Below are 21560 nucleotides of genomic sequence, written 5' to 3' on the forward strand. Positions count from 1 at the left end.
CCATGCGTATCGCGCACGACCCGCCACGGGCCCGCTAGCGGCAGGCCCGGGCGGCGCGTCGTCGCGCCCCGGGTGCCCGACCATGCTCTTCAATACGCGTAAAGTCCGTCCGGTCCTGCAGGACGAGGTGACGGAGTGCGGCCTGGCCTGCCTCGCGATGATCGCGTCGTGGCACGGGCGCGAAACCACGTTGCGCACGCTGCGCAACCGCTATCCGGTCCGGATCGATTCCGGGCTGTCGTTCTTCGACCTGATGGAGATCGCGAACGATCTCGGCCTGCGCGCACGCGGGCTGCAGTTCGACGCGGGCGAACTCGACGCGCTCAAGACGCCGTGCATCCTGCACTGGGGGATGAACCACTATGTCGTGCTGACGAAGGTCGGCTACGGCAGCGTGCACATCGTCGATCCCGCGCTCGGCGAGACGAAGCTGCCGCTCGCGCAGGCGCTTACGCACATCACCGGCTATGCGCTCGAACTGAATCCGGACATTGGCTTCACGCGGGCGGGGCAGGCCGACCGGATCCGGCTGCGCGACTACCTCGAAGGGCTGACCGGCATTCGCAAGAGCCTCGCGATCGGCATCGCGGGCGGCGTCGCCGCGCAGCTCCTGCTGCTGCTCGGCCCGTCGTACGTACAGCTGACGATCGACGAGGCGCTGAAGAAGACCGACGTCGACATCCTGTACCTGCTGACGATCCTGTTCGCGATCGTGTTCCTGTTCGACACGCTGTACGCGAACCTCGTCGGCAACATCAAGAGCTACCTGCGCAACATCGTGTCGCAGCAGTTGTCGGCGAACATGGTCGGGCATCTCGCGCGGCTGCCGATCGGCTATTTCCTGTTCCACAACACCGGCGATTCGATCTCGCGCGTGTCGTCGGTGTCGGAGGTCGGGCGCTTTCTCGTCGATGGCCTCGTCGGCGGGCTGCTCAATATCGTCACCTGCACGTTGACGCTCGTGCTGATGCTGTACTACAGCCCGGTGCTGGCCGGCATCAGTCTCGCGGGGATGGTGCTGTTCGCGCTGAGCCGGCTCGCGATCCAGCCGCAACTGCAGGACGCGATGTCGCAGATCCTCACGCGCGGCGCCGAAGCCGATGCGCTGCTGATCGAGAACATCCGCTCCGCGCACTCGATCAAGCTGCTGTCGGCCGAGACCGCGCGCAGCAGCCTGTGGGTGAACGCGTTCACGCAGAAGCTGCAGGCGATGCGCCAGCAGGAGCGGCTGCAGCTGCTGTTCGACGCGATCTCGAAAGGGATCGTGCACGTCGAGCAGCTCGTGATCGTCACGTACGGCGCGTGGCTCGTGATGCATGGGCAGAGCACGATCGGCGTGATCTACGCGTTCATCCAGTACAAGAACCTGTTCGCCGACAAGTTCATCGACTCGATCCAGCTCTACGTGCGCCGCAAGGTGCTGCAGGTGCACATGGATCGCGTCGCGGACGTGCTGCAGACCGAGACGGAGGAGCCCGCGCCCGACGCGGTCGTGCGGCCGATCGACGGTTTCGACGGCACGCTGGCGATCCGCGCGCTGTCGTACACGCCGAAGGGCGGCAACCGCCCGATCCTGCGCGACATCGCGCTCAACGTGCCGGCGGGTGGCAAGATCGCGATCGTCGGCCGCACCGGCAGCGGCAAGACGACGCTGCTGAACCTGATCTGCGGGCTGGTGCGGCCCGAGCCCGGCACGCTGTTCGTCGGCGGTGTGGATCTCGCGGAAGTGAACCTGCGGCAGTACCGCAAGCATCTCGCGGCCGTCACGCAGTCCGACCAGCTGTTTCGCGGGACGATCCGCGACAACATCACGAACTTCGCGCCCGCGCCGCGGATCGGCGCGATGTTCGATGCGGCGAAGCTCGCGTGCATTCACGACGAGATCGAGCGGCTCGACCATCGCTACGACACGCCGCTCGGCGATACGCAGAAATTCCTGTCGGCCGGCCAGATGCAGCGGCTCCTGATCGCACGCGCGCTGTATTGCGAGCCGCGCCTGCTGATCCTCGACGAATTTTCGTCGAACCTCGACCAGGCGACGACCCACGAGATCTGCCGCAACGTGCTGACGCTGCCGTGCACGATCGTGCTCGTCACGCACGACGCGTCGATCCTGTCGCGGGTCGACCGGATCTACGAGATGCAGGACGGCGTATTGACCGATGTGACCGACGCGTGGCGTTCGGCCGAGGAGACGCGGTGATGCTCGGACGACTCTTTCTGCTCAATCCGTTCTCGTATGCGTTCCTGGTGCGGCGCGCGGTGCGCGCCGTCGCGCTGCGCACGTCGCCCGCGCGCGGGCTGCGGCTGATGCGCTGGTGCTCGGGCGCATGCCTGCGCTGCTTTCCGTGCATTCGCGAGTCGATCGAGCGCGCGGTCGCGTTCATGCTGGGCGCGTACCTGAACGACGATCCGCGGCGCGTGCGGGAAGTGTCGGCGGCGATCGTGCGCGAGCTGTTCGAAGCGGAGTTCGCGGGGCTCAAGCTGCGGTCGCACAGCCTCGAATCGATGAAGTCGATGATCGACGGGATGGTGTGCGAAGGCGACGCGCAACTGCAGGCGGCGCTCACGCGCGGCGGCCCGCTGATGCTCGCGGGGCTGCACTTCGGCAACCTGATGTTGTTCGTCACGAAGCTGCGCTTCATGATTCCCGACGACCGCAAGCTGATGGTGATCCTGCACCGCGATGCGCCCGGCGCGTTCTTCGACGATGCACTGCGCCTCGTCGCCGAATACGGTGCCGGCGAAGTCGAGTTCATCGACATCGAGGAGCGCGTGCATCTGCGCCGGCTGATCACGAGCCTGCGGCGCGAGGCGCCGGTATTCCTGCTGTTCTCCGACCTGCACGGCAAGTTCGGCAAGACCAACCGCTGCCGGCTCGGCGGCCGCTGGGTGCGGATGGCCGGCGGCGGCGTGAAGCTCGCGGTCGAGCAGGGGATTCCGCTGCTCGTCTCGTATGCGACCGGCGTGCCGTTCCGCGATCGCTGCGCGGTGCATTTCACCGAGCTCGCGACCAGCCCGCTCGCGCCGATGCTCGGCGCGGACGACGACGCGTCGCCCGTGCGCGCGACGCACCAGCGCATCGTCGACCGGCTCGAGCAGGCGCTCGTGCGCCAGCCCGAGCAGTGGCATTTCTGGGAACACTTCACGCCTTACCTGATGCCGGCGCCGCTGCTCGATGCGGCCGCGCGGCGTCGCTCCTGACGAGCCCGCCCCATGCCGACCTGGAATTCCGCCCTTCGAGAACAGAAGCCGTCGCGCAAGCTCGCGCGCGGCACGACCTTCGGCACCGTGATCCACGGTGTCGTCGACGTGCCGGTGTCGATGCGGTTCTTCTGCTACCTGTCGCTTGCGATGTTCGCGATGTTCGTGACCGCGCTCGTCGAGCTGAGCTACGCGAACACCGAGAGCGTGTCGGGGATGCTGACGCCGCGCTCGGGGCTGATCGGCGTCAGCGCGCCGCCGGGCTGGGCCGTGCGCGACGTCTACGTCGGCAAGGACCAGCACGTGAAGGCCGGCCAGCGGCTGCTCGCGGTGACGCGCGACACGAGCTTCGTGAGCCAGGCGAACAACGTGCAGGGGCTGCGCGCGGCGCTCGACCGGCAGCGCGTCGAGGTCACGCAGCAGATCGACGCGGCGCGGCTCGAATACAAGTCGTCGGTGCAGCAGATCAACCAGCAGATCGCCGCGCAGGGTGAAAGCCGCGGGCTGATCGACCGGCAGATCCAGGACCAGAAGCGCATCGTCGACGAGTACGGCGAACGGCGCGCGCGCGTGAAGCAGCTGCTCGACGAGCAGGTCGTGACGCTCGAGCAGTACAACCAGGTCAACACGCAGTATCTGCAGGCCGGGCAGGCGTACCAGGACCTGCTGCTGCGCCGCGCCGAACTCGCGAAGAATGCGATGAAGCTGCGCGGCGACCTCGACACGATGCAGAGCAAGTACGACGGTGCGAACGCGGAACTGAAGATCAAGCAGGAGGAGCTGAACGCGAAGGAATACAACATCGACGAGAACGTGAACCAGGTGCTGTACGCGCCGGCCGACGGGCAGATCGTGCGGCTCGACGTCGTGCAGGGCGGCGTGATCGACCCGCCGGGCACGCGCGTCGTCGAGATCCTGCCCGCGAAGGCCGACGGGCTGATCGCCGAGGTCTACATTCCGTCGTCGAAGGCCGGCTTCGTGAAGAAGGGGCAGGAAGTGAAGGTGGCGTATGCCAGCTATCCGGTCGAGAAGTTCGGCACGTATCGCGGCAAGGTGCTGTCGATCTCGCCGGTCGCGTTTTCGGCGAAGGAGCTGAACCTGCCGGGCGATGCCGCCACGCCGCAGACCTACTTCAAGACCTGGGTCGAGCTGGCCGACCGCACGCCGGCATTCGAAGGGCGGCCGCTGTCGTTGCGGGCCGGGATGATGCTGAAGGCCGACATCGTGCTGGAGCGGCGCAGCCTGCTCGAATGGCTGTTCGAGCCGCTGTACCGCATCCGTCAACGCCTGTTCGGCGTGCCGGCCTGAGCCGATGGCGAGCCGGGACAAGGACCGCCGCCGCGCGCGGCCGGGCACGGTGCGTCCGCTGTCGCGCTGGCTCGGCGCGACGCTGTTCGCGTGCGCGGCCGCCGCGCACGGCGCGCCGCAGCCGGACGGCGACGCCGCGCCACGCTGGCAGGCCGGTGCCGACGGGATCGGCTTCTGGCCGGGCGGCGACGTGGACGGGTTCGATGCGAGTGCGTGGGCGACCGATGCGGGGCCGGCCCGCGGCGGTCGCGGCGAGTCGGGCGATGCGCCGCAACCTGACGCCGTACCGTTCACGGCGCGCAAGATCACGCTCGGCCAGCGGACCCGCGGGGCGGGGCGCGCATGCGCGGCCACACGCGAGGATGGCGCGGACGGCATCGGCTTCGACGACAACGGCGCAGCCGGCGGTTGCGAGCCGGCCGCGACACGCGATGCAACGACGGATGACGCACCGGCGGGCGATGTCGTCCACGCCGACCGGATGCCGTACGAACTGCATCCGATCGACCCGTCGCGGCTGCCCGATCTGCCGGCCGCCCAGGCGCCGCCGCTGCTGACGCAGCTGATGGGCGACGACCGCAACATGGTCGGCCTCGGCTGGCACTTCGTCGGCACGACCGGCCGATCGACGCCGGTGACGACGCACACGGACGCACTCGGGCTGAACAGCTTCCAGAACTCCGGTTCGAGCCTGTCGCTCAGCAATACGAACACGCTGGCTTTCACGTTCACCCACTTTTTCTCGGAGAACTGGGCGGCCGAACTCGGCGCGGGCATTCCGCCGGTGCTGACGCTGCGCGGGCACGGCAGCATCGCGCTGCCGCTCGACCGGATCTTTTCCGGTGTCCAGGGGCGCTTTCCGCTGATCGATCTCGCGAACACGCAAAGCAACCCGCTCGCGACCACGCGCGCGTGGCTCGGCTCCGTCGTGTTCAAGTACTACCTCGGCGAGCGCGAGGATCGATTCCGCCCGTTCGCGGGCATCGGCATCAGCTATACGCGCTTCACGAACACGAACCTGAATCCCGTGTTCCAGCGCAAGCTCGCGTCGCTCGGCGGGCTGCTCGCGGCGGGCGCGGACATCGGCAGCCTGCAGTCGCTGCTGCTCGACCCGTCGCTGTTCCAGCGGATCTGGGATGCCGGCGGCGACCTGCTGCTGGCGGGCAAGACCAACGTGTCGGCCAAGGTGAAGAGCGTGTGGGAGCCGGTGTTCACCGTCGGCGCGAGCTACCAGATCACGCGGCAGTTCTGGATCACCGGCATGGTGACCTATATCCCGTTGCGGACGAAGATTACGCTGGACATCGACCAGCCGAATCGGCAACTCGCATCGAACACGTTCGATATTTCCGCGAACCCCGTGCTGGCCAGCGTGCTGCTCGCGTTCCGCTTCTGACCGGCGCGCCGGCCCCTTTTTTCATGAATTTGACGCGCGACACTGGGATAATGTCAGCGTTTGGCTGCGTCAATGATGGAAGGAGGCCCCATGGGCGACAACGATACCCGTACCGAGACCGACGACCGCACCGATATGGAGTCGATGGAGGCGCGCCAGCGCCGCTTCGAGGAAGATCTGGTCGACGCCTACGACGAAGAGCTCGAGATGGAGCTCGACGATCGCCGCTTCGACGACAGCGACGACCTGCTGTTTTCGCAGGAGCGCCGCGAGGCGCGCAAGCAATATTTCCGCGAACTGTTCCGCCTGCAGGGCGAACTCGTGAAGCTGCAGGACTGGGTCGTGAGCACGGGGCACCGGCTCGTCGTCATTTTCGAGGGGCGCGACGCGGCCGGCAAGGGCGGGGCGATCAAGCGCATCACGCAGCGGCTGAACCCGCGCGTCTGCCGTGTGGCGGCGCTGCCGGCGCCGAACAACCGCGAACGCACGCAATGGTATTTCCAGCGCTATGTCGCGCATCTGCCGGCCGGCGGCGAGATCGTGCTGTTCGACCGCAGCTGGTACAACCGCGCGGGCGTCGAGCGCGTGATGAACTTCTGTACCGACGAGGAATACGAGGAGTTTTTCCGTTCGGTGCCCGAATTCGAGAAGATGCTCGTGCGTAGCGGGATCCAGATCGTCAAGTACTGGTTCTCGATCACCGATCACGAGCAGGAAGTGCGCTTCCAGAGCCGGATCGAGGATCCGCTCAAGCAATGGAAGCTGAGCCCGATGGATCTCGAGAGCCGCCGCCGCTGGGAAGCCTACACGGCCGCGAAGGAAGAGATGCTGCTGCGTACGCACATTCCGGAGGCGCCGTGGTGGGTCGTGCAGGCCGTCGACAAGAAGCGCGCGCGGCTGAACTGCATTCACCACCTGCTGCAGCAAGTGCCGTATCACGAGGTGCCGCACGCACCGATCGACCTGCCGCCGCGTGAGCATCACGAGGATTACATCCGTCGACCAGTGCCGGACAACATGATCGTGCCGGACACGTACTGAGCGGCCGGCGCGGATTCGATGCGATGAAGGGACGCGCCGCGCCACGCGGCGCGCATTACTCCCGGATCAGGAACGCGGTGCGGTCGCGCCCGACGATCCATGCGGGTGCACGGCCGCGGCCGCTCCATGTCGCGCCGGTTGCCGGGTCGCGATACTTCACGCCGACGGTGAACAGCTTCGCGCGATCGCTGTAACCCTGCCCGAAGATTTCCCGCGCGGTCAGCGCGTAGCTCGTGACGAGTTCACGTACCTGCGCCAGCACCGCATTGCGTTCGCGGCTCCGCGCCGCCTTGATGCGCCGATCGAGTTCCGCAAGCTGGGCTTGCAGTGTCTGCACTTGATGCATGCGTCCGTTATCCCGTAGCTGAATTTTGATTATTGGCGACGCGTGACGAACCGCACGTCGGCACACCCGGCCCTGGCGTGCCGACTCGGCCGGTGGCGGTTGCGTGCTGCCTGTGCCGGCCTGCGGATAAAACGTATGCGGCGCGAGTCGCCGGGAACCCGGTGAGATTAAGTGGCAGCGTGCGGTTTTTCTATCGGACGTATCTGATTTTTCGGCGGAATTTGCAGGCAGCGGGAACGACGGGGCGGGCGGTTGCCGCGCGTCACAGATCGGGAAAGCCTGATCGCCCTTGCGTCAGGTCGAACAACTCGGTCCGCGCGTTCGCGTCGGCGGTCTCGGGCAGCTTGATCACGAGCTTGACCGTCATCCCGTACGCGCTGTCCACCAGTTCATAACCCGCCTGTTCGATCCAGCGGCGCACGCGCGCCTCCTCGGGATAGCCGATTTCGATGGCGAGCCGCGTGTAGCGGATGCGCTCGACGCGCTCGGCATCGAGCAGCGCCGACGCAATTGCATCGGTGTACGCGCGCACCAACCCGCCCGCGCCAAGCTTCACGCCGCCGTAGTAACGCACGACCGCGCCGAGCACGCCGTCGAGATCGTGATGGCGCAGCACTTCCAGGATCGGGCGGCCTGCGGTGCCCGACGGCTCGCCGTCGTCCGACATCCCCGATTGACCGCCCGCCAGCAATGCCCAGCACACGTGCGTGGCGGCGGGATGTTCGTCACGCAGGCGTTGCAGTGCCTGCATCGCGGCGTCGCGGTCTTCGACGGGAATCGCGTAGGCGATGAAGCGGCTCTTGCGGATCTCGAGTTCCCGGATGTAGGTGGTGGCGAGCGAGTACATCATGCGTCGCGACGGGGAAAGTGTAGGGAAATCAAGGTGATGATGGCGTGTCGGTTCTTTGGGGGCTGGCCCGGGCAGGCATGGGTCACCTGCATGAGCGGGATGAAGACGGAATTTTACCGTGGCGCGCGTCGAAGCCTTTCGATGCCGTCAGGGCCCGATCCGGGTGAGGTGCCGGATACGGAATGGCGAAGTGCCACCGTGCATGGTGCGGCAGCGGCCGTCCCAATTTTTTCTCCGATGGTTCAAGCGCGCTATCACCGCACGCCGACCGATGACCGCAGTGCCGCGCCCAGCGTGCGCAGCGCCTGCCGGGCCCGCGCATCGGTCAGGTTCGAGTAGAGCACCACGTCGCGCGCCGGCAAGGGCGGCAGCCCGTATCGCGCGCCCACGTCGACCGTCCCGACGGGCGCCACGCGATGTCCGAGCGCGGCGACGGCCAGCCCCGCGGACACCGCCGCGCCGATCGTCGCCACGCCGCCGCCGACGAACACTTCAGTCCACGCGACACCGGCTTCGTCCAGCGCGCCGATCGCCATGTGGCGCACGCTGCACGGCTCGGCCTGCGTCGCGAGCCGCAGCGGTTGCGGCGGATGGTAGTCGAAATCGGTCGCGGCCATCCAGCCGAACGACGCCGACAGCAGGGTTTCCCCATCGAGCCGCCGGCTGTCGTGCTGTAGCGCGACGGCGGCATCGAGCTGGCCGCGATCGAACGCATCGAGCACGTCGCGCGACGCGGCGACCCGGATCTCCAGTACGAGCCCGGGTTCCGCTTCGCTCATGCGCCGAAGCAGCATCGGCAGATCGGCGCCGACGGCATGATGGCTCACGCCGATCACCAGCCGCCGCTGGCCGGCGCCGAACGCGCCGACCGCACCCTGGTGAGCCGCTACGAGCTCGCGCGCGGGTTCCAGGAACGCGGTGCCGTCGGCCGACAGGCGAACCTGCCGCGGCGTGCGTTCCAGCAAACGGCGGCCGAGGCCGTCTTCAAGTCGCTTGATCTTCAGGCTCACCGCGGACTGCGTCGTGTCCATTGCCTCGGCGGCCCGCGTGAAGCTCTTGAGGTCGGCGGTCAGCACGAACGCCTGCACGGCTTCGATGTCGAGCGTTTTCATCATGCACTCATCCATTAAGAAAACGAATCATTTAAATATTCTGCCATCGTCTTTTCAAATGATTCAAGGTCTTCTACGCTGTTCTCGAGCCGTTCGGAATCTCCCTTGTCAATCCCAGGAGTCGATCATGCTGACCGCGTACTACGTGCACCGCCTGTCGGCGGACTACGACCTTGACATCATCCGCAATCGCGTGCGCGAGCGCGGCAGGCTCTGGGACGACACGCCGGATCTCGTGTTCAAGGGGTTTCTGTTGCGCGAGGCGGGCCGCTACGGTGCGACGGAAAACGGCTATGCATCGCTTTATCTGTGGCGCAATGAACAGGCGTTCGCCGGGTTCGTCACGGACGGCCGCTATCGGGTCGTGACGGACAGTTTCGGACGCGCGCCGATCGATGTGCAGGTCGCGCTCGATGCGCGCAAGGGCAGCGCGTCGACGGGACGCTTCGTGCGGCTGGAAGCCATCGACATTCCGGCGGACGCCGACGTAGATGCGACGCTGGTACAGGAGGTCGAGCGCAATCGCGACGTGGCGGCGCGGCAGGGTACGGTTGCGGCCGCCGTCAGCCTCGATCCGCTGCGCTGGCGGCTGACGCGCGTGCTCGTATCGGAGCAGGAGCCGGACGCTGGCGGCGCGGGCACGGTGTACCAGGTTTTGCATCTGGCCCGGCCGTTGCTCGATACGCTCGAAGGGAGCGGGGTGTGATGGCCGGCGCTGCGTCGAGCCGGCGGCATGGTCGGTCGGCGGCAGACAGCGCGCCGACGGTACGTTTGCCTGCCGGGCTTGCGCTGGCCGCGCATCTGGCTGGCGTGGCTGCTGGGATGGTCGCGATTGCAGCGTTGGCGACGTCGCTGGCTTTGCTGCTCAGGTAACGGTTGGCAACAGTAGGGCGATTCCAGGTGTGTCGGAGATGAGTCCGGCGCGTCGCTTGTCTCATGAGTTGGCGCGTACGCGCCGCACACGACCTTCCCGGCGCTCGCGGTCTATCAGCGGCGCTCGGTTTCGCTACAAGCCGATATCCCGTGGCGTTGCATCGACTATCCGGCGTTGATTCGCCGACTGCAGTGGCCTCTCAGATATTTTCCTGAAGCCTGGCGTCAAACCTGAATTTGCAATTCTGTCAGGTATTTTTCGAGATGACCTTTGCGGCTAGCATCCAACACACCGCTGACAGTGACGCTGTCGAACGCTCTGTGTGGAATCTGGATCGCGCTTGTCATGAACCCTCATCTCCTTGATGCCTACAATCGGGAACTGCTCTATTTCAGGGAGCTGATGGAGGAGTTTGCTCACGCGCATCCCAAAATTGCGCGTCGGCTGGGCATGCATGCCGGTGAGATTGCCGATCCTTTTGTCGAGCGTCTGGTGCAGGCAGCGAGTTTTACAACTGCTCGGCTGCAATTGAAGCTGGATGCCGAATTTCCCCTGCTGACCAGCCGGCTACTCGAAACCATCTATCCGAATTACGTCGCCCCGACGCCCTCGATTGCGGTGGCGCGTCTCTATCCCAATGAGCAGGAAGGCAATTTGCTCGAGGGGTTTTGTGTACCACGTGGCACGGAGTTCGCGAGCCGTGTGCCGGATGGCGAACGCACGTCCTGCACCTTCCGTAGCGGCCTGGACGTGATGGTGTATCCATTGGAGATCGTTTCGGCGAGGTTGACAGGGGTTCCACCGGATATTCCCTCGATAGAGCGGTATAGCGTCGCACACAAGCCCGTTCGCGGGGCGCTGCGTCTCAGGCTCCGTACTACGGGTGAGGCGCGATTCGAGGACTTGCGCGGCCTGGATCGATTGCCCGTGTATCTGGCAGGCGACGAGGGCATCGCGTCACGGCTGTTCGAGTTGATCCATGCCGGCGCTGTAGCAACCGTGACAGGGGTACCGGATCGCTTCGCAGATCCGAATCAGGCACGCGGGATTGTGTCCGCTCAGGCGATCGAATACACCGGGCTGGCTACCGACGAGAGTTTGCTGCCGTCGGCCGGACCGAAGTTTCACGGTCATAACCTGCTGCACGAATATGCGGCGTGCCCCGCGCGCTTCTGGTTTTTCACGCTGGCTGATTTGAATGCGGGATTGCGACACGTGACCGGCTGTGAAGCCGAAATCGTCATATTGCTGGATCGCTTCGACAGTGCGCTGGCCGGGCACGTCGACGCATCCCGCTTTGCGCTCTTCTGTACGCCGGTTATCAACCTGTTTCGCCGTAAGACGGATCCTGCCGAGATTCCGCGCACGGGCGGCGAAATCCTGTTGCAACCCGACAGGCAGAACGGTTCGGACTATGAGGTGTTCGCGGTGGAAGCGCTGCACGGCTTTGTGAGCAAAGGCGCGGCATCGCTCGAGTTCCGGCCGCTGTACCGGGCGCTGACGAACGATGAAAGCAATCACGGGCGCTACTTCACGACGCGCCGCGCGCACGGAATGGCGAAGGCGTCATATCGTCGCTATGGTGCTCGCACCACGTACGTCGGGACGGATCTTTTCGTTTCGTTGGTCGATCAAAATGAGCAGTCCTATCAGCAAATCATGAAATATCTGGCGGTGGATGCGTGGCTGACGAACTGCGATCTGCCGAGCTTGCTGGTGCCCAATGGCGTCACGGATCTGACTATCGGGATCAGTGCCCCGTTAAGCAGTGCGGGGCTCATTCGTGCACCAAGCCCGGCACGCGCGCCGCTTGCCCAGCGGGACATTGCATGGCGGCTGATCGGCCAGTTGAATCTCGGCTACGGCACCTTGGAGGCTGGTGACGGGAGCGGACTGCGCGACATCCTTGCTTTGTTCGCTGCTGACGACGATGTGCGCTACCGCCGCCAGATCGACAGCCTGATCCGCGTTGATGCGCATCCCGTGACGAAGAAACTTCCCGGCCAGAGTCAGTTGCGATTCGGTCGAGGCATCGAATGCGTCCTGACGGTGGATGAAACCGGCTTCGATGGCATGAGCCCTTATCTCTTCGGGGTGATCCTCGAGCATTACCTGGCGCGCCACGTTTCGACACATTCTTTTACTCAATCCGTGTTGCGCTCGACGCAGCGCGGCGAGTTGATGCGCTGGCCGATTCGAACAGGAACGCGCAGCGCACTCTGACTCACGGAGGAATGCAGTTCATGCAGTCGGTAACACAGAACAACAATCAAACGCACGAGGGCCAGCGAACATGTTGAATTTCAAGACGAACCGAACATTCTCGGTCAGCGGCCCTGCGCTGCCGGAGCTGGAAGGCATCGCGTCGTTGCTGCACTTGAGTGCGATCCGGGGCGCGGAACAACTCTCGACGCTATATGCGTACGAGCTATGGCTGACGACGCCAGCCGATCTGCCGTTGCCGGTCGACCTGCTGGCCAACCTCGATCTCAAGGCGATGCTCGGCAAGGAGTTGACCGTCACGCTCCAGCTCGACGGAATGGGCAGCTTTGTCGCAGGGATGGCCGGGCGCACGGGTGCCGCGAATGTAGGTGCCGGCACGCGAGAAATCAGCGGCGTTGTGACGGCGGCCAGCTATGTGGACCAACTGAATCGGCAGTCGCGTTACCGGATCGTGCTGGAACCGTGGTTTGCACTGGCGCGAGAGCGGACCGATTACCGCATCTTCCAGCGCAAGAGCGTGCTGGACATTCTGCGCGAGGTGTTCGGCCTGTACCTGTACTCGTTCGAAATGCGGGTCGGCCGGACCTACAAGCCGCTGCGTTATCAAGTCCAGTACGACGAGTCGGATTTCGCGTTTGCCCAGCGGTTGATGGAAGAACACGGCATCACGTGGTTCTTCGAGCATTCGCAAGGTGTGCATCGCTTGGTGCTGGTCGACGGTCCAGGCGCCCATCGAGCCGTGGAAAGCGTCGCGTACCAGACGCTCGCGTACTACTCACCGGGCCAGAAGATCGACCGGGAACACGTCGACCGTTTCGAAGCAACGGAGCGCCTGCAGTCGGGCGTGTGGACCACCGACGATTTCGACTTCGAGAAGCCGGGCGCGATGCTGACCGCGCAGAACAGCCTGCCGCGCGACACGGCGCACAACCAGTTCGAACGTTACGAGTGGCCGGGCGACTATACCGAAACGGAGGATGGCCACGCATTCGCACGCGTGCGAATGGAAGAGATTCACGCACAGGGCGAGCGGGCGAAAGGCGAGGGCAACTTGCGCAACGTGGTGTGCGGCACGACGTTTGCGTTGGCCGGCCATCCGATGGCGAGCGCCAACCGCGAGTATCTGGTGATCGCGTCGGAACTGGATGTGAAGGAAACCGGAGAGACGACCGGATTCTCGGCCTACGCGATTCGCAGCAGGTTTACCGTCCAGCCCTCGACCACGATATTCCGCCCCCCGCGCACGATCAGGAAACCCCGCACGCGCGGCCCGCAAACGGCGATCGTGACCGGCCCGGCGGGCGCGGAGATCTGGACCAACAAGAACGGCGAGGTGACGCTCAAGTTCCACTGGGACCGCTCCGACGTGAAGGACCAGAATTCGTCCTGCTGGGTGCGGGTGTCGTATCCGTGGGCCGGCAGCAACTTCGGCGGCATCCATATTCCGCGGGTGGGCACCGAGGTGATCGTCGATTTCGAGAACGGCGACCCGGATCGCCCGATCGTGACGGGGCGCGTCTACAACGCGATGACGATGCCGCCGTGGACGTTGCCGGCGAACGCGACGCAAAGCGGGATCCTGACGCGCTCGACCAAGGGTGGTGGATACGGCCACGCGAATGCAATCCGCTTCGAAGACAAGAAAGGCGCGGAGCAGGTCTGGATCCAGGCCGAGCGCAATCTGGATGCGGTGATTGAAGTCGATGAAACTCACACGGTAGGACACGACCGCACGAAGCGGATCGGCCACGATGAAACTGACCAGATCGGACGTCACTGGACACTGTCGACCGGCGGCTACAAGTTCGAGACAGTGACGCTCGCGTCGGTGAAGAGCGTGGGCATGGGCGCCATGCTCAACGTCGGGATGGCGTACAACGTCAACGTCGGCGGGCTGTACCTGCGTAACGTCGGGCTGCATATGGCCAGCACGGTCGGCCAGAGCCGGAGCGACCGCGTCGTGCAGGACTGGACGGCGGATGTCGGGCACACCTACACGGTGACCGTGCGCGGCAAGGCGGTGGGCGATGCGGTGAGCGCTGATCAGGCGAACCCGCTCGAACCTTCGCCCGATTTCGCGCCGCAACTGCCCGCGCCGGTATCGAGTTCGAACGCCAACCAGTTGCGCATCGCGGATACGGGTGAAAGCAGCCTGTCGGGGGCGAAGCAGGTGCAACTGACCGGTCCGGGCGGCACCGTGACGATCGACGAATCGGGCATTCACCTGAAAGGCACGGCGATTTACCTGCAGGCGCCGACGATCAGCATGACGAGTGGCGATGCCAGCAGCCTCGCACCGGTGACCGAAGCCGATTGCGCGGAATGCGCGAAAAAGACGGTCAGCGCGAACCCGGTCGATCTGGCGACGGGGCAGAAAGTGCTGTCGCACACGGACTTTACGCTGCCGGGCCGGGTCTCGATTCACTGGAGCCGGAGTTACCGCAGCGCGGATCAGCGTCAAGGCAGTCTGGGCGTGGCGTGGAAGTTGCCGTACGCGACGGAAGTCCGCACGAGTTCGACGGGATTGATCTACTTCGACGCGGACGGGCGGCAGTTGCGGTTTCCGCCGCTGAATCCCGGTGAAGAACACTTCCATCCGATCGAGAAGTTCACGCTGGCGCGTGGCGACGACAACGCCTCGGGTGCGACCTACGTGCTGCGCTTCGGCAACGGTGTCGAAGAGCACTATGGCCGCCATCCGGCTGACGAGAACCGATGGCAATTGCACCGTATCGGCACGCGCGACGGGCAGAGCCTGACGCTCGGCTATACGGCACAGGGCTGGCTGGAAACGGTCCGCAACAATCGCCACACCGTGCGCTGCGAACTGGATGAGGCTGGCCGGATCACGTCCGTGTTGCTCGACCAGGGGTTCGGGAATCAGCCGCTGCACCTGACGAGCTACGTCTATGACAGACACGGCGACCTGATCGAGGCCACCGACCGCGAAAACCTGACGTGGAGGTATGGCTATGACCAGCATCTGCTGACGACCTACCGTACGCCAGCGGGCGCGATGCACGTGTCGGAATGGAGCGACGACACGCCAAACGCGTACTGCCTGCGGACCTACGCGTATACCGAAACCGCCGACGGGCAGCGCGCCATCACGCGCGAGACGCGCTTCGATTACCTGCCGTCGCTGCGCGTGACACGCGTGACGGATGGCCTGGGGCATACGACCGAGTACCACTACAACGGCTTGTGGGCGATCGAGAAGATCGTGCATCCGGACGGCAGCCTCGAGCAGACGCATTTCGACGAGACGGGGAGTGTGGCCGGCTACACGGATGGCTTGGGCCGCACGACGCGGATGGTGAACGATGCGCGGGGCAACCCGACGTCGATTATCGATCCGGCCGGGCAGGTCACGCGCATCAGCTATAACGACCGGAACCTGCCGGAACAGATCACCGACCCGGCCGGACAGGTCTGGCAACGCGGCTACGACGCGCAAGGCCACCTGACGAGCGAAACCGATCCGCTCGGGAATGTGACGAGTTACGCGTACGAGAACGGCTTGCCGGTTGCCCGCACCGATGCGCTGGGCAACGTGACGAAGATGCAGTGGGACGACGCGGGGCAGCTCGTCGCGCGCACTGACTGCTCAGGGCAGACGACGACCTATCAGTACGACCAATTTGGCCAGTTGACCGAGACGGCCGACGCGCTGGGTCAGGTAAGCCGCCACAGCGGCAGCCTGTCGGCGCGCATGACGGCGGTGCAGCCGGCCGGTATGGGTTGGTGGAAGGTTGAATATGATCAAGCGGGTCGGGCGATCGCGCATACGGATCCGCTCAAGCGCGTGACGCGGGTGGACTGGGATGGCTACGGTCAGCGAACCCGAATCGTCGATCCGGCGGAGGGCACGCAGCAGTTCCGGTATGACGCAATTGGTCGTCTGACGACGCTGACCAATGCGAATCAGGAGGAGACGACGTTCCGCTACGACAGCCGGAACCGGTTGATCGAACAGACCGGCTTCGACGGCCGCCGGCAAAGTTTCCGGTACAACGCGGCGGGGGAACTGGTCGAGCGCATCGATCACGGCCAAGACGGCCAGATCACCACGCATGTGACCTACGACGTGCTTGGTCGACTGGTGGAGCGGCGATCGAGCGATGGGAGTCAAGCCAGCTATCGATATGACGCGCGGGGGTTGCTCACGCAGGCACAGGCGGTCTCGCCGGGACGGGCCCCGGTGCAAGTGACCTACGAATATGACGCGGCTGGGCGCCGCACGGCGGAGGTGCAGGCGCATCACGGACGCGTCTGGCGACTGACGCACGGGGTGGACGCGATCGGGAACCGCGACTGGACGAATGTGCCGGACGTCGGTTCGCTGGTCTGGCAGCGCTACGGCTCGGGGCATGTGCATGGCATCCTGCTGGACGAGCATCCGCTGGCGAGTTTCGAGCGGGATGAACTGCATCGCGAGATCAAACGCACGCAAGGTCCCGCGTCACACCACTTCGGGTATGGCGCGAACGGTCTGCTGGCCGCGCATCGCTGGCAGAACCTCGACGAACGGGGACGCTCGCTGGAGAGGCCTCGGCCGTGGCGGGCGTGGGAGTACGACGCGGCGGGCCAACTGACGACATTGGACGACGCATGGCGAGACAAGAAGACCTATCGGTACGATGGGCTGTCCCGGTTGACGCACGTGACGGCGGCAAGTGGTACGGAGGCGTTTCATTACGATCCGGCGAGTAACCTGCTGGGTGCTGCGTCGAGCCTGAACGACGTGCAGGCGTGGAAGGCGAGCGGCGATCGCTTGCTGCGGTTCGCGCCGCAGACGCGGCCGGATCGCCCGGTGGATTTTACGTATGACGGACACGGCAACCGCATCGCGCGGACGGTGCCGTTGCCGCCGAAGCCTGAGCTGACGGCGGCGGAGCAGCGTAGCCAGCGTGGGACGGACAACCTGCTGCGCGTGATGGAGGTGCTGACGGGGACGCCGAAGTACGAGGAGCCGACAGAAGCGCCAGAGGTGACGCGGTATCGGTACGACGGCAGCCACCAGTTGATCGCGATTGAACACGCGGACGGCGCAAGAAGCGAGTACGAATACGACGCACTCGGACGGCGGGTGGCAAAGCATCACACGCAGGTGGGCGGCGCGCGACAGACGACGCTGTTCATGTGGGACGGCGACTGGATGATGCAGGAGGTGCGGACGGGGCGCACGTCGCACGAGGACAACGCCGTGACATACGTGCCGCATCCGGATCATGAAGGGCCGTTGACGCGACTGGCGGAGGGGCAAGCGTGGCACTACGTGACGGATCACCTGGGGACGCCGCAGGAACTGTATGACGAACAGCGCGAGGTGGTGTGGGCAGCGGATTTGAGTGCGTATGGACGGTCAGCCCGGACGCTGGCGCATGCCGTTGACAATCCGATACGGTTTCCGGGGCAGTACTACGATCAGGAGTCGGGGCTGCACTACAACCGGTTCCGGTACTACGATCCTCAGGTGGGCAGGTATATCAATCAGGATCCGATCGGGTTGGTGGGGGGAGTTAATGCGCACGAGTACGCTTTTGGCAATCCGCTCACTTACATAGATTTGATGGGGTTGAATCCAGCAGTTGGTTGCGCGGCGGGGGCTTGGGCTGGTGGGCCAATTGGTTGCGGTGCGGGTGCGTTGATCGGAACGTTCGTGGGTGGCGTAGCAGTTGCGGCGATATTGAGTACCCCCAGTGATACAGCAAGATCAGACAAAGATATTCGAGACAAAGCGGGTCGGAAAGTAAGCGCGATGGCAGAAACTATGAAACCACCCGGCAATTGCTCTCCACGAGACCAGAAGCGTATGCAGGATGAAGTTGATCGTCTCTGCAAGGGTGGGCGGCGTTCCTGTAACGCAAGCACGGACCCCACGCAAGCAATGATTTTTAGAGAGATAAACAGACAGTGTGCGATGGCTCGTGATTCAATAAATAATCGTTGTTATGCCGGCGGAGATCAAAATCACAGGGATGAAGCTATTAAAGCTTGGGAGGGGGTCGCAAGATGCGAAAAACAGATTCGATAGCCGACAAGTTGCGGAAGTTGCGATTCGATATTGAAAAATGTTTCGATAGAATGCAACCACCCAAGGCGAGCGATTTGATCACATCGCCATATCTTGAGCCAGAACAGGTCATGAATTTCTTTGCTGGGAAAAATTGGTGGGATATAACGCTGGAGTCTCTCGAGAAAGAGTATGTGGGCGATGGATCTGCCTGCCTCTCTTTTATGTCGCCAATGGGAAGGAATTACTATCTTCCGGCATACCTGTTGATTGCGTGTGAGCAGTATTACGAAGGGGATGTGATCTCTCAGGGGTTGCCTGGAAGGCTAAAAATGTATGCAGGCATGGATGATTTTTATCAGATTAGTTCATTAGGAAACGCGAAAATGCAGGTGGTTGCAAAGGTTCTAAAGTTTATGCATGAAGTGTACGATGAAGAGGATGCGAAAGATGCGTTAGATTTATTCTGGGGTAAGTTTCTCAGCTGAGGGTATATTTTTAAGTTCAGCCGGGTAGAAGTGCATTTTTTAACCTGGTGGATAGCCTGCTAAGTATTATGCCGAGCTAGAACTGCATAGGGGGAAAGCGCGGCGGTTTCTTGCAGCGGTTCGTGCTACAGACGCGCCCGGAGCGTAGCACGGACAACCTGCTGCGCGTGATGGAAGTGCTGACGGGAACGCCGAAGTACGAGGAGCCGGAAGCGCATCCGGAGGTGACGCGGTATCGGTACGACGGTAGCCATCAACTGGTGGCGATCGAGCACGTGGACGGCGCGAGGAGCGAGTACGAATATGACGCACTCGGACGGCGGGTGGCAAAGCATCACACGCAGGCGGGCGGCGCGCGGCAGACGACACTGTTCATGTGGGACGGTGACTGGATGATGCAGGAGGTGCGGACGGGGTGCACCTCGCACGAGGATCAGGCCGTGACATACGTGCCGCATCCGGATCATGAAGGGCCGTTGACGCGACTGGCGGAGGGGCAAGCGTGGCACTACGTGACGGATCACCTGGGGACGCCGCAGGAACTGTATGACGAACAGCGCGAGGTGGTGTGGGCAGCGGATTTGAGTGCGTATGGACGGTCAGCCCGGACGCTGGCGCACGGCGTTGACAATCCGATACGGTTTCCGGGGCAGTACTACGATCAAGAGTCGGGGCTGCACTACAACCGATTCCGGTACTACGATCCTCTGGTGGGCAGGTACATCAATCAGGATCCGATTGGGCTTGATGGCGGACCAAATTTATATGATTACTCATATAGCGCTCCGACCATTGCCTACGATCCCACTGGACTGTTTGTGCCGCTATTGCTTGTGGCAGCGGAATTTGGGCGACGAGCGCTACTTGGTGCAGGAGTTGAGTTGGGGATGCAAGGGGGTAAGCAGGTACTAGGTCAGGTGTGGAGCAATTGGGTTCATGGGCGTCCGCTAACAGATATCGATTGGGATTGTGTGAAGGTTAATTGGCGTGAAGTCGGGTTCTCGGCAGCAGTTGGAATTGTGGCCCCAGGAATGGGGGGTGCTTTAAAAAGTGTGTCAAGGTCAGCTTCGGCTATTAGGAAAATTTCAAGTCAGGCTGCAAATACCACTGGCCGAAAGTTGAAATTGCAGGAGCGTATAAATTCTCACAAATCGTCAATAAAACGGGATCTGGCCGTTCAGGGGGTATGGTTGGGTTTGAAGCAGGCAGGGAAGTGTGTTTTTGGAGAGGAGAAGGTATGCGAAGAATAGATAAAACTTGGCTGTATATATTGTTTATTGCGCCTCTAGCATTTTTTTATGAACCGTTGAAGAGGTCTATGGGGGATGTCTTTTTTTACGCGTGCGGGCTTGTTTATCTGTGTGCTTGCTCTTTCTTTGCTAGTCATTTTGGGCGGCCTGGAAATAAGGAGTGAGTGGATGTTTTTTGGTGGTTAAATTTTTTTGAAATTTATTTTAAGTTAATTCTTAATGCCAGCTTCCGTCGCAACTCTCGGCACGTTGACCACCCATGGCGGCGTAGTCACATCAGCCAGCGCAGGCGTCTCGATCGACGGACGTCCCGCAGCATGCGTAGGCGATTCCGTGTCGTGTCCATTGCATGGCCCGGGTGTCATTACCAAAGGTGGTTTCGGCACGATCAACGGCCGTCAACTTGCTCATCATGGCAGTGACACGAGTTGCGGTGGAACGCTGATCGTTTCCGATGCTGGTCCTACGGTTTGACAGTTTCTACATTGAGCGCGATGAGTCGAATTTTGAATTCACCCGAGCATGACCCAATCCAGTAGCCCGCCCAAGATCGTGTCGGCTCGAAGCGCGCTGGCTCCACCGCGACAACCGAACGGTATCTTTCTCTCTGGCAAGAGTACAAGGCAGCATCCCAACACGCGCCGTAGTCGTCCATTGGGACCACTTTCGCCGCCCGAGGACGAGCAGACCAGGCTGGCTGCGGTACTCGGGCACCGCAATGCCTTGCTGGAGGCAAGCAGGGTGCTGCTTCGAGCGCTTGTGGACGTGCCGGAGCTAATCAGCATCAGTCATGACGAACGCTTGCGCGACCTGCTGATGGATGAGGTTCGCGCGTTCGAGCGCCTATGTGTGCGGGCCAACGTCCGCAGCGAGCACTTGATCGGCGCACGGTATTGCCTGTGTACGGCACTGGATGAGGCTGCAATGCGCGTACTTGCATCGCGAGGCGATACGTCGGGGAGTGTCGCATGGGCTGCCGGAGCGCTGACTCAGCGTATTGGAGAAGACAACCAGGGCGGCTCGAAGGTCTATGCGCTTTCGCTACAGCTGTTGAAAGACGACGCCGATCACTGGCCATTGCTCGAAGTGATCTACCGGATTTTCAGCCTGGGGTTTGAAGGTCGATATCCACGTGGCAGGACGTTTGGCGTGCACGACCGCGTGCGAGAGCGAATCTACAACGCGATTGTCGTGCATCTTCCACCTGTTCCGCACGCGCTCTCACCTCATGCGCAATCTACCGTAACGATTCGACAAAGATTCCATTTCGAAATCCCCGTGTGGATGTCGGTGACCTTGCTGTCAGTGACGTTCTGCGCGCTGTATGCCTTCTGCCGTATCGAGGTGGGTGCGCAAGCGAACGACGTGCAGCGACAGCTCTCCAGCATTGCGCGTGTCGCGACGACAGGCAGCGCGATCGATCCACTGAGGGCCAGTCCGGCACGGTAGTGC

Annotated in this window: 16 protein-coding genes; 12 read left to right on the plus strand and 4 right to left on the minus strand. The window is 63.2% G+C overall.

What is annotated here, in order from left to right; translation table 11 throughout:
* Positions 1-82 precede the first annotated feature (82 nt).
* The 5 genes from CFB39_RS23930 to ppk2 all read left to right on the plus strand — a co-directional run bounded on the left by CFB39_RS23930 (position 83) and on the right by ppk2 (position 6949).
* Positions 83-2203, plus strand: coding sequence for a peptidase domain-containing ABC transporter (locus CFB39_RS23930; RefSeq protein WP_089474692.1), 2121 nt, complete (start codon positions 83-85; stop codon positions 2201-2203).
* A complete protein-coding gene (locus CFB39_RS23935) occupies positions 2200-3204 on the plus strand; it encodes a hypothetical protein (protein ID WP_179257721.1) in 1005 nt (334 codons plus the stop codon). The genes CFB39_RS23930 and CFB39_RS23935 overlap by 4 nt, the downstream gene beginning before the upstream one ends.
* Before the next feature lie 12 nt (positions 3205-3216).
* Positions 3217-4512 (plus strand): HlyD family secretion protein, encoded by a 1296-nt coding sequence (locus CFB39_RS23940; protein ID WP_089474694.1) that lies wholly within the window; start codon positions 3217-3219, stop codon positions 4510-4512.
* A 4-nt stretch (positions 4513-4516) separates the two neighbouring features.
* Complete coding sequence (locus CFB39_RS23945) at positions 4517-5908, plus strand: OmpW family protein (protein WP_089474695.1); 1392 nt, start codon at positions 4517-4519, stop codon at positions 5906-5908.
* A gap of 90 nt (positions 5909-5998) precedes the next feature.
* A complete protein-coding gene (ppk2, locus tag CFB39_RS23950; protein WP_089442659.1) occupies positions 5999-6949 on the plus strand; it encodes a polyphosphate kinase 2 in 951 nt (316 codons plus the stop codon).
* A gap of 55 nt (positions 6950-7004) precedes the next feature.
* On the opposite strand, the gene CFB39_RS23955 is transcribed toward ppk2, so the two are convergent.
* From CFB39_RS23955 to CFB39_RS23965, 3 genes are all read right to left on the minus strand, one after another.
* Positions 7005-7295 (minus strand): H-NS histone family protein, encoded by a 291-nt coding sequence (locus tag CFB39_RS23955; RefSeq protein ID WP_089427679.1) that lies wholly within the window; start codon positions 7293-7295, stop codon positions 7005-7007.
* A 262-nt stretch (positions 7296-7557) separates the two neighbouring features.
* Complete coding sequence (locus tag CFB39_RS23960) at positions 7558-8145, minus strand: YigZ family protein (protein WP_089432569.1); 588 nt, start codon at positions 8143-8145, stop codon at positions 7558-7560.
* A gap of 254 nt (positions 8146-8399) precedes the next feature.
* Complete coding sequence (locus tag CFB39_RS23965) at positions 8400-9257, minus strand: LysR family transcriptional regulator (protein WP_089475645.1); 858 nt, start codon at positions 9255-9257, stop codon at positions 8400-8402.
* Between the two features lie 127 nt (positions 9258-9384).
* Between CFB39_RS23965 and CFB39_RS23970 the strand changes: the two genes are divergently transcribed.
* A complete protein-coding gene (locus CFB39_RS23970; protein WP_179257752.1) occupies positions 9385-9963 on the plus strand; it encodes a DUF4865 family protein in 579 nt (192 codons plus the stop codon).
* A 392-nt stretch (positions 9964-10355) separates the two neighbouring features.
* Here the strand turns inward: CFB39_RS23970 and CFB39_RS40915 are convergent, their stop codons facing one another.
* The gene (locus tag CFB39_RS40915; protein WP_256991451.1) at positions 10356-10478 is read right to left on the minus strand and encodes a hypothetical protein; all 123 of its coding nucleotides are present in this window, start codon (positions 10476-10478) and stop codon (positions 10356-10358) included.
* On the opposite strand from CFB39_RS40915, the gene tssF reads away from it, so the two are divergent.
* From tssF to icmH, 6 genes are all read left to right on the plus strand, one after another.
* A complete protein-coding gene (tssF, locus tag CFB39_RS23975; RefSeq protein WP_089474697.1) occupies positions 10477-12354 on the plus strand; it encodes a type VI secretion system baseplate subunit TssF in 1878 nt (625 codons plus the stop codon). The two genes, CFB39_RS40915 and tssF, sit on opposite strands and share 2 nt — an antisense overlap.
* 70 nt (positions 12355-12424) lie before the next feature.
* Positions 12425-18391 (plus strand): type VI secretion system tip protein TssI/VgrG, encoded by a 5967-nt coding sequence (gene tssI, locus CFB39_RS23980; RefSeq protein ID WP_089474698.1) that lies wholly within the window; start codon positions 12425-12427, stop codon positions 18389-18391.
* Positions 18370-18858 (plus strand): DUF6714 family protein, encoded by a 489-nt coding sequence (locus tag CFB39_RS39625; RefSeq protein WP_144030309.1) that lies wholly within the window; start codon positions 18370-18372, stop codon positions 18856-18858. Before tssI ends, CFB39_RS39625 begins: the two co-directional genes overlap by 22 nt.
* Before the next feature lie 170 nt (positions 18859-19028).
* Positions 19029-20108: an RHS repeat domain-containing protein gene (locus CFB39_RS23990; protein ID WP_306426934.1), complete on the plus strand. Its 1080-nt coding sequence runs from the start codon at positions 19029-19031 to the stop codon at positions 20106-20108.
* Positions 20109-20327: 219 nt separating this feature from the next.
* Positions 20328-20582 (plus strand): PAAR domain-containing protein, encoded by a 255-nt coding sequence (locus CFB39_RS23995; protein ID WP_089474701.1) that lies wholly within the window; start codon positions 20328-20330, stop codon positions 20580-20582.
* A gap of 48 nt (positions 20583-20630) precedes the next feature.
* Complete coding sequence (gene icmH, locus CFB39_RS24000; RefSeq protein ID WP_089474702.1) at positions 20631-21557, plus strand: type IVB secretion system protein IcmH/DotU; 927 nt, start codon at positions 20631-20633, stop codon at positions 21555-21557.
* Positions 21558-21560 lie beyond the last annotated feature (3 nt).

Origin of the sequence: Burkholderia sp. AU6039 (assembly GCF_002223365.1) — a bacterium.
GTDB lineage: Bacteria > Pseudomonadota > Gammaproteobacteria > Burkholderiales > Burkholderiaceae > Burkholderia.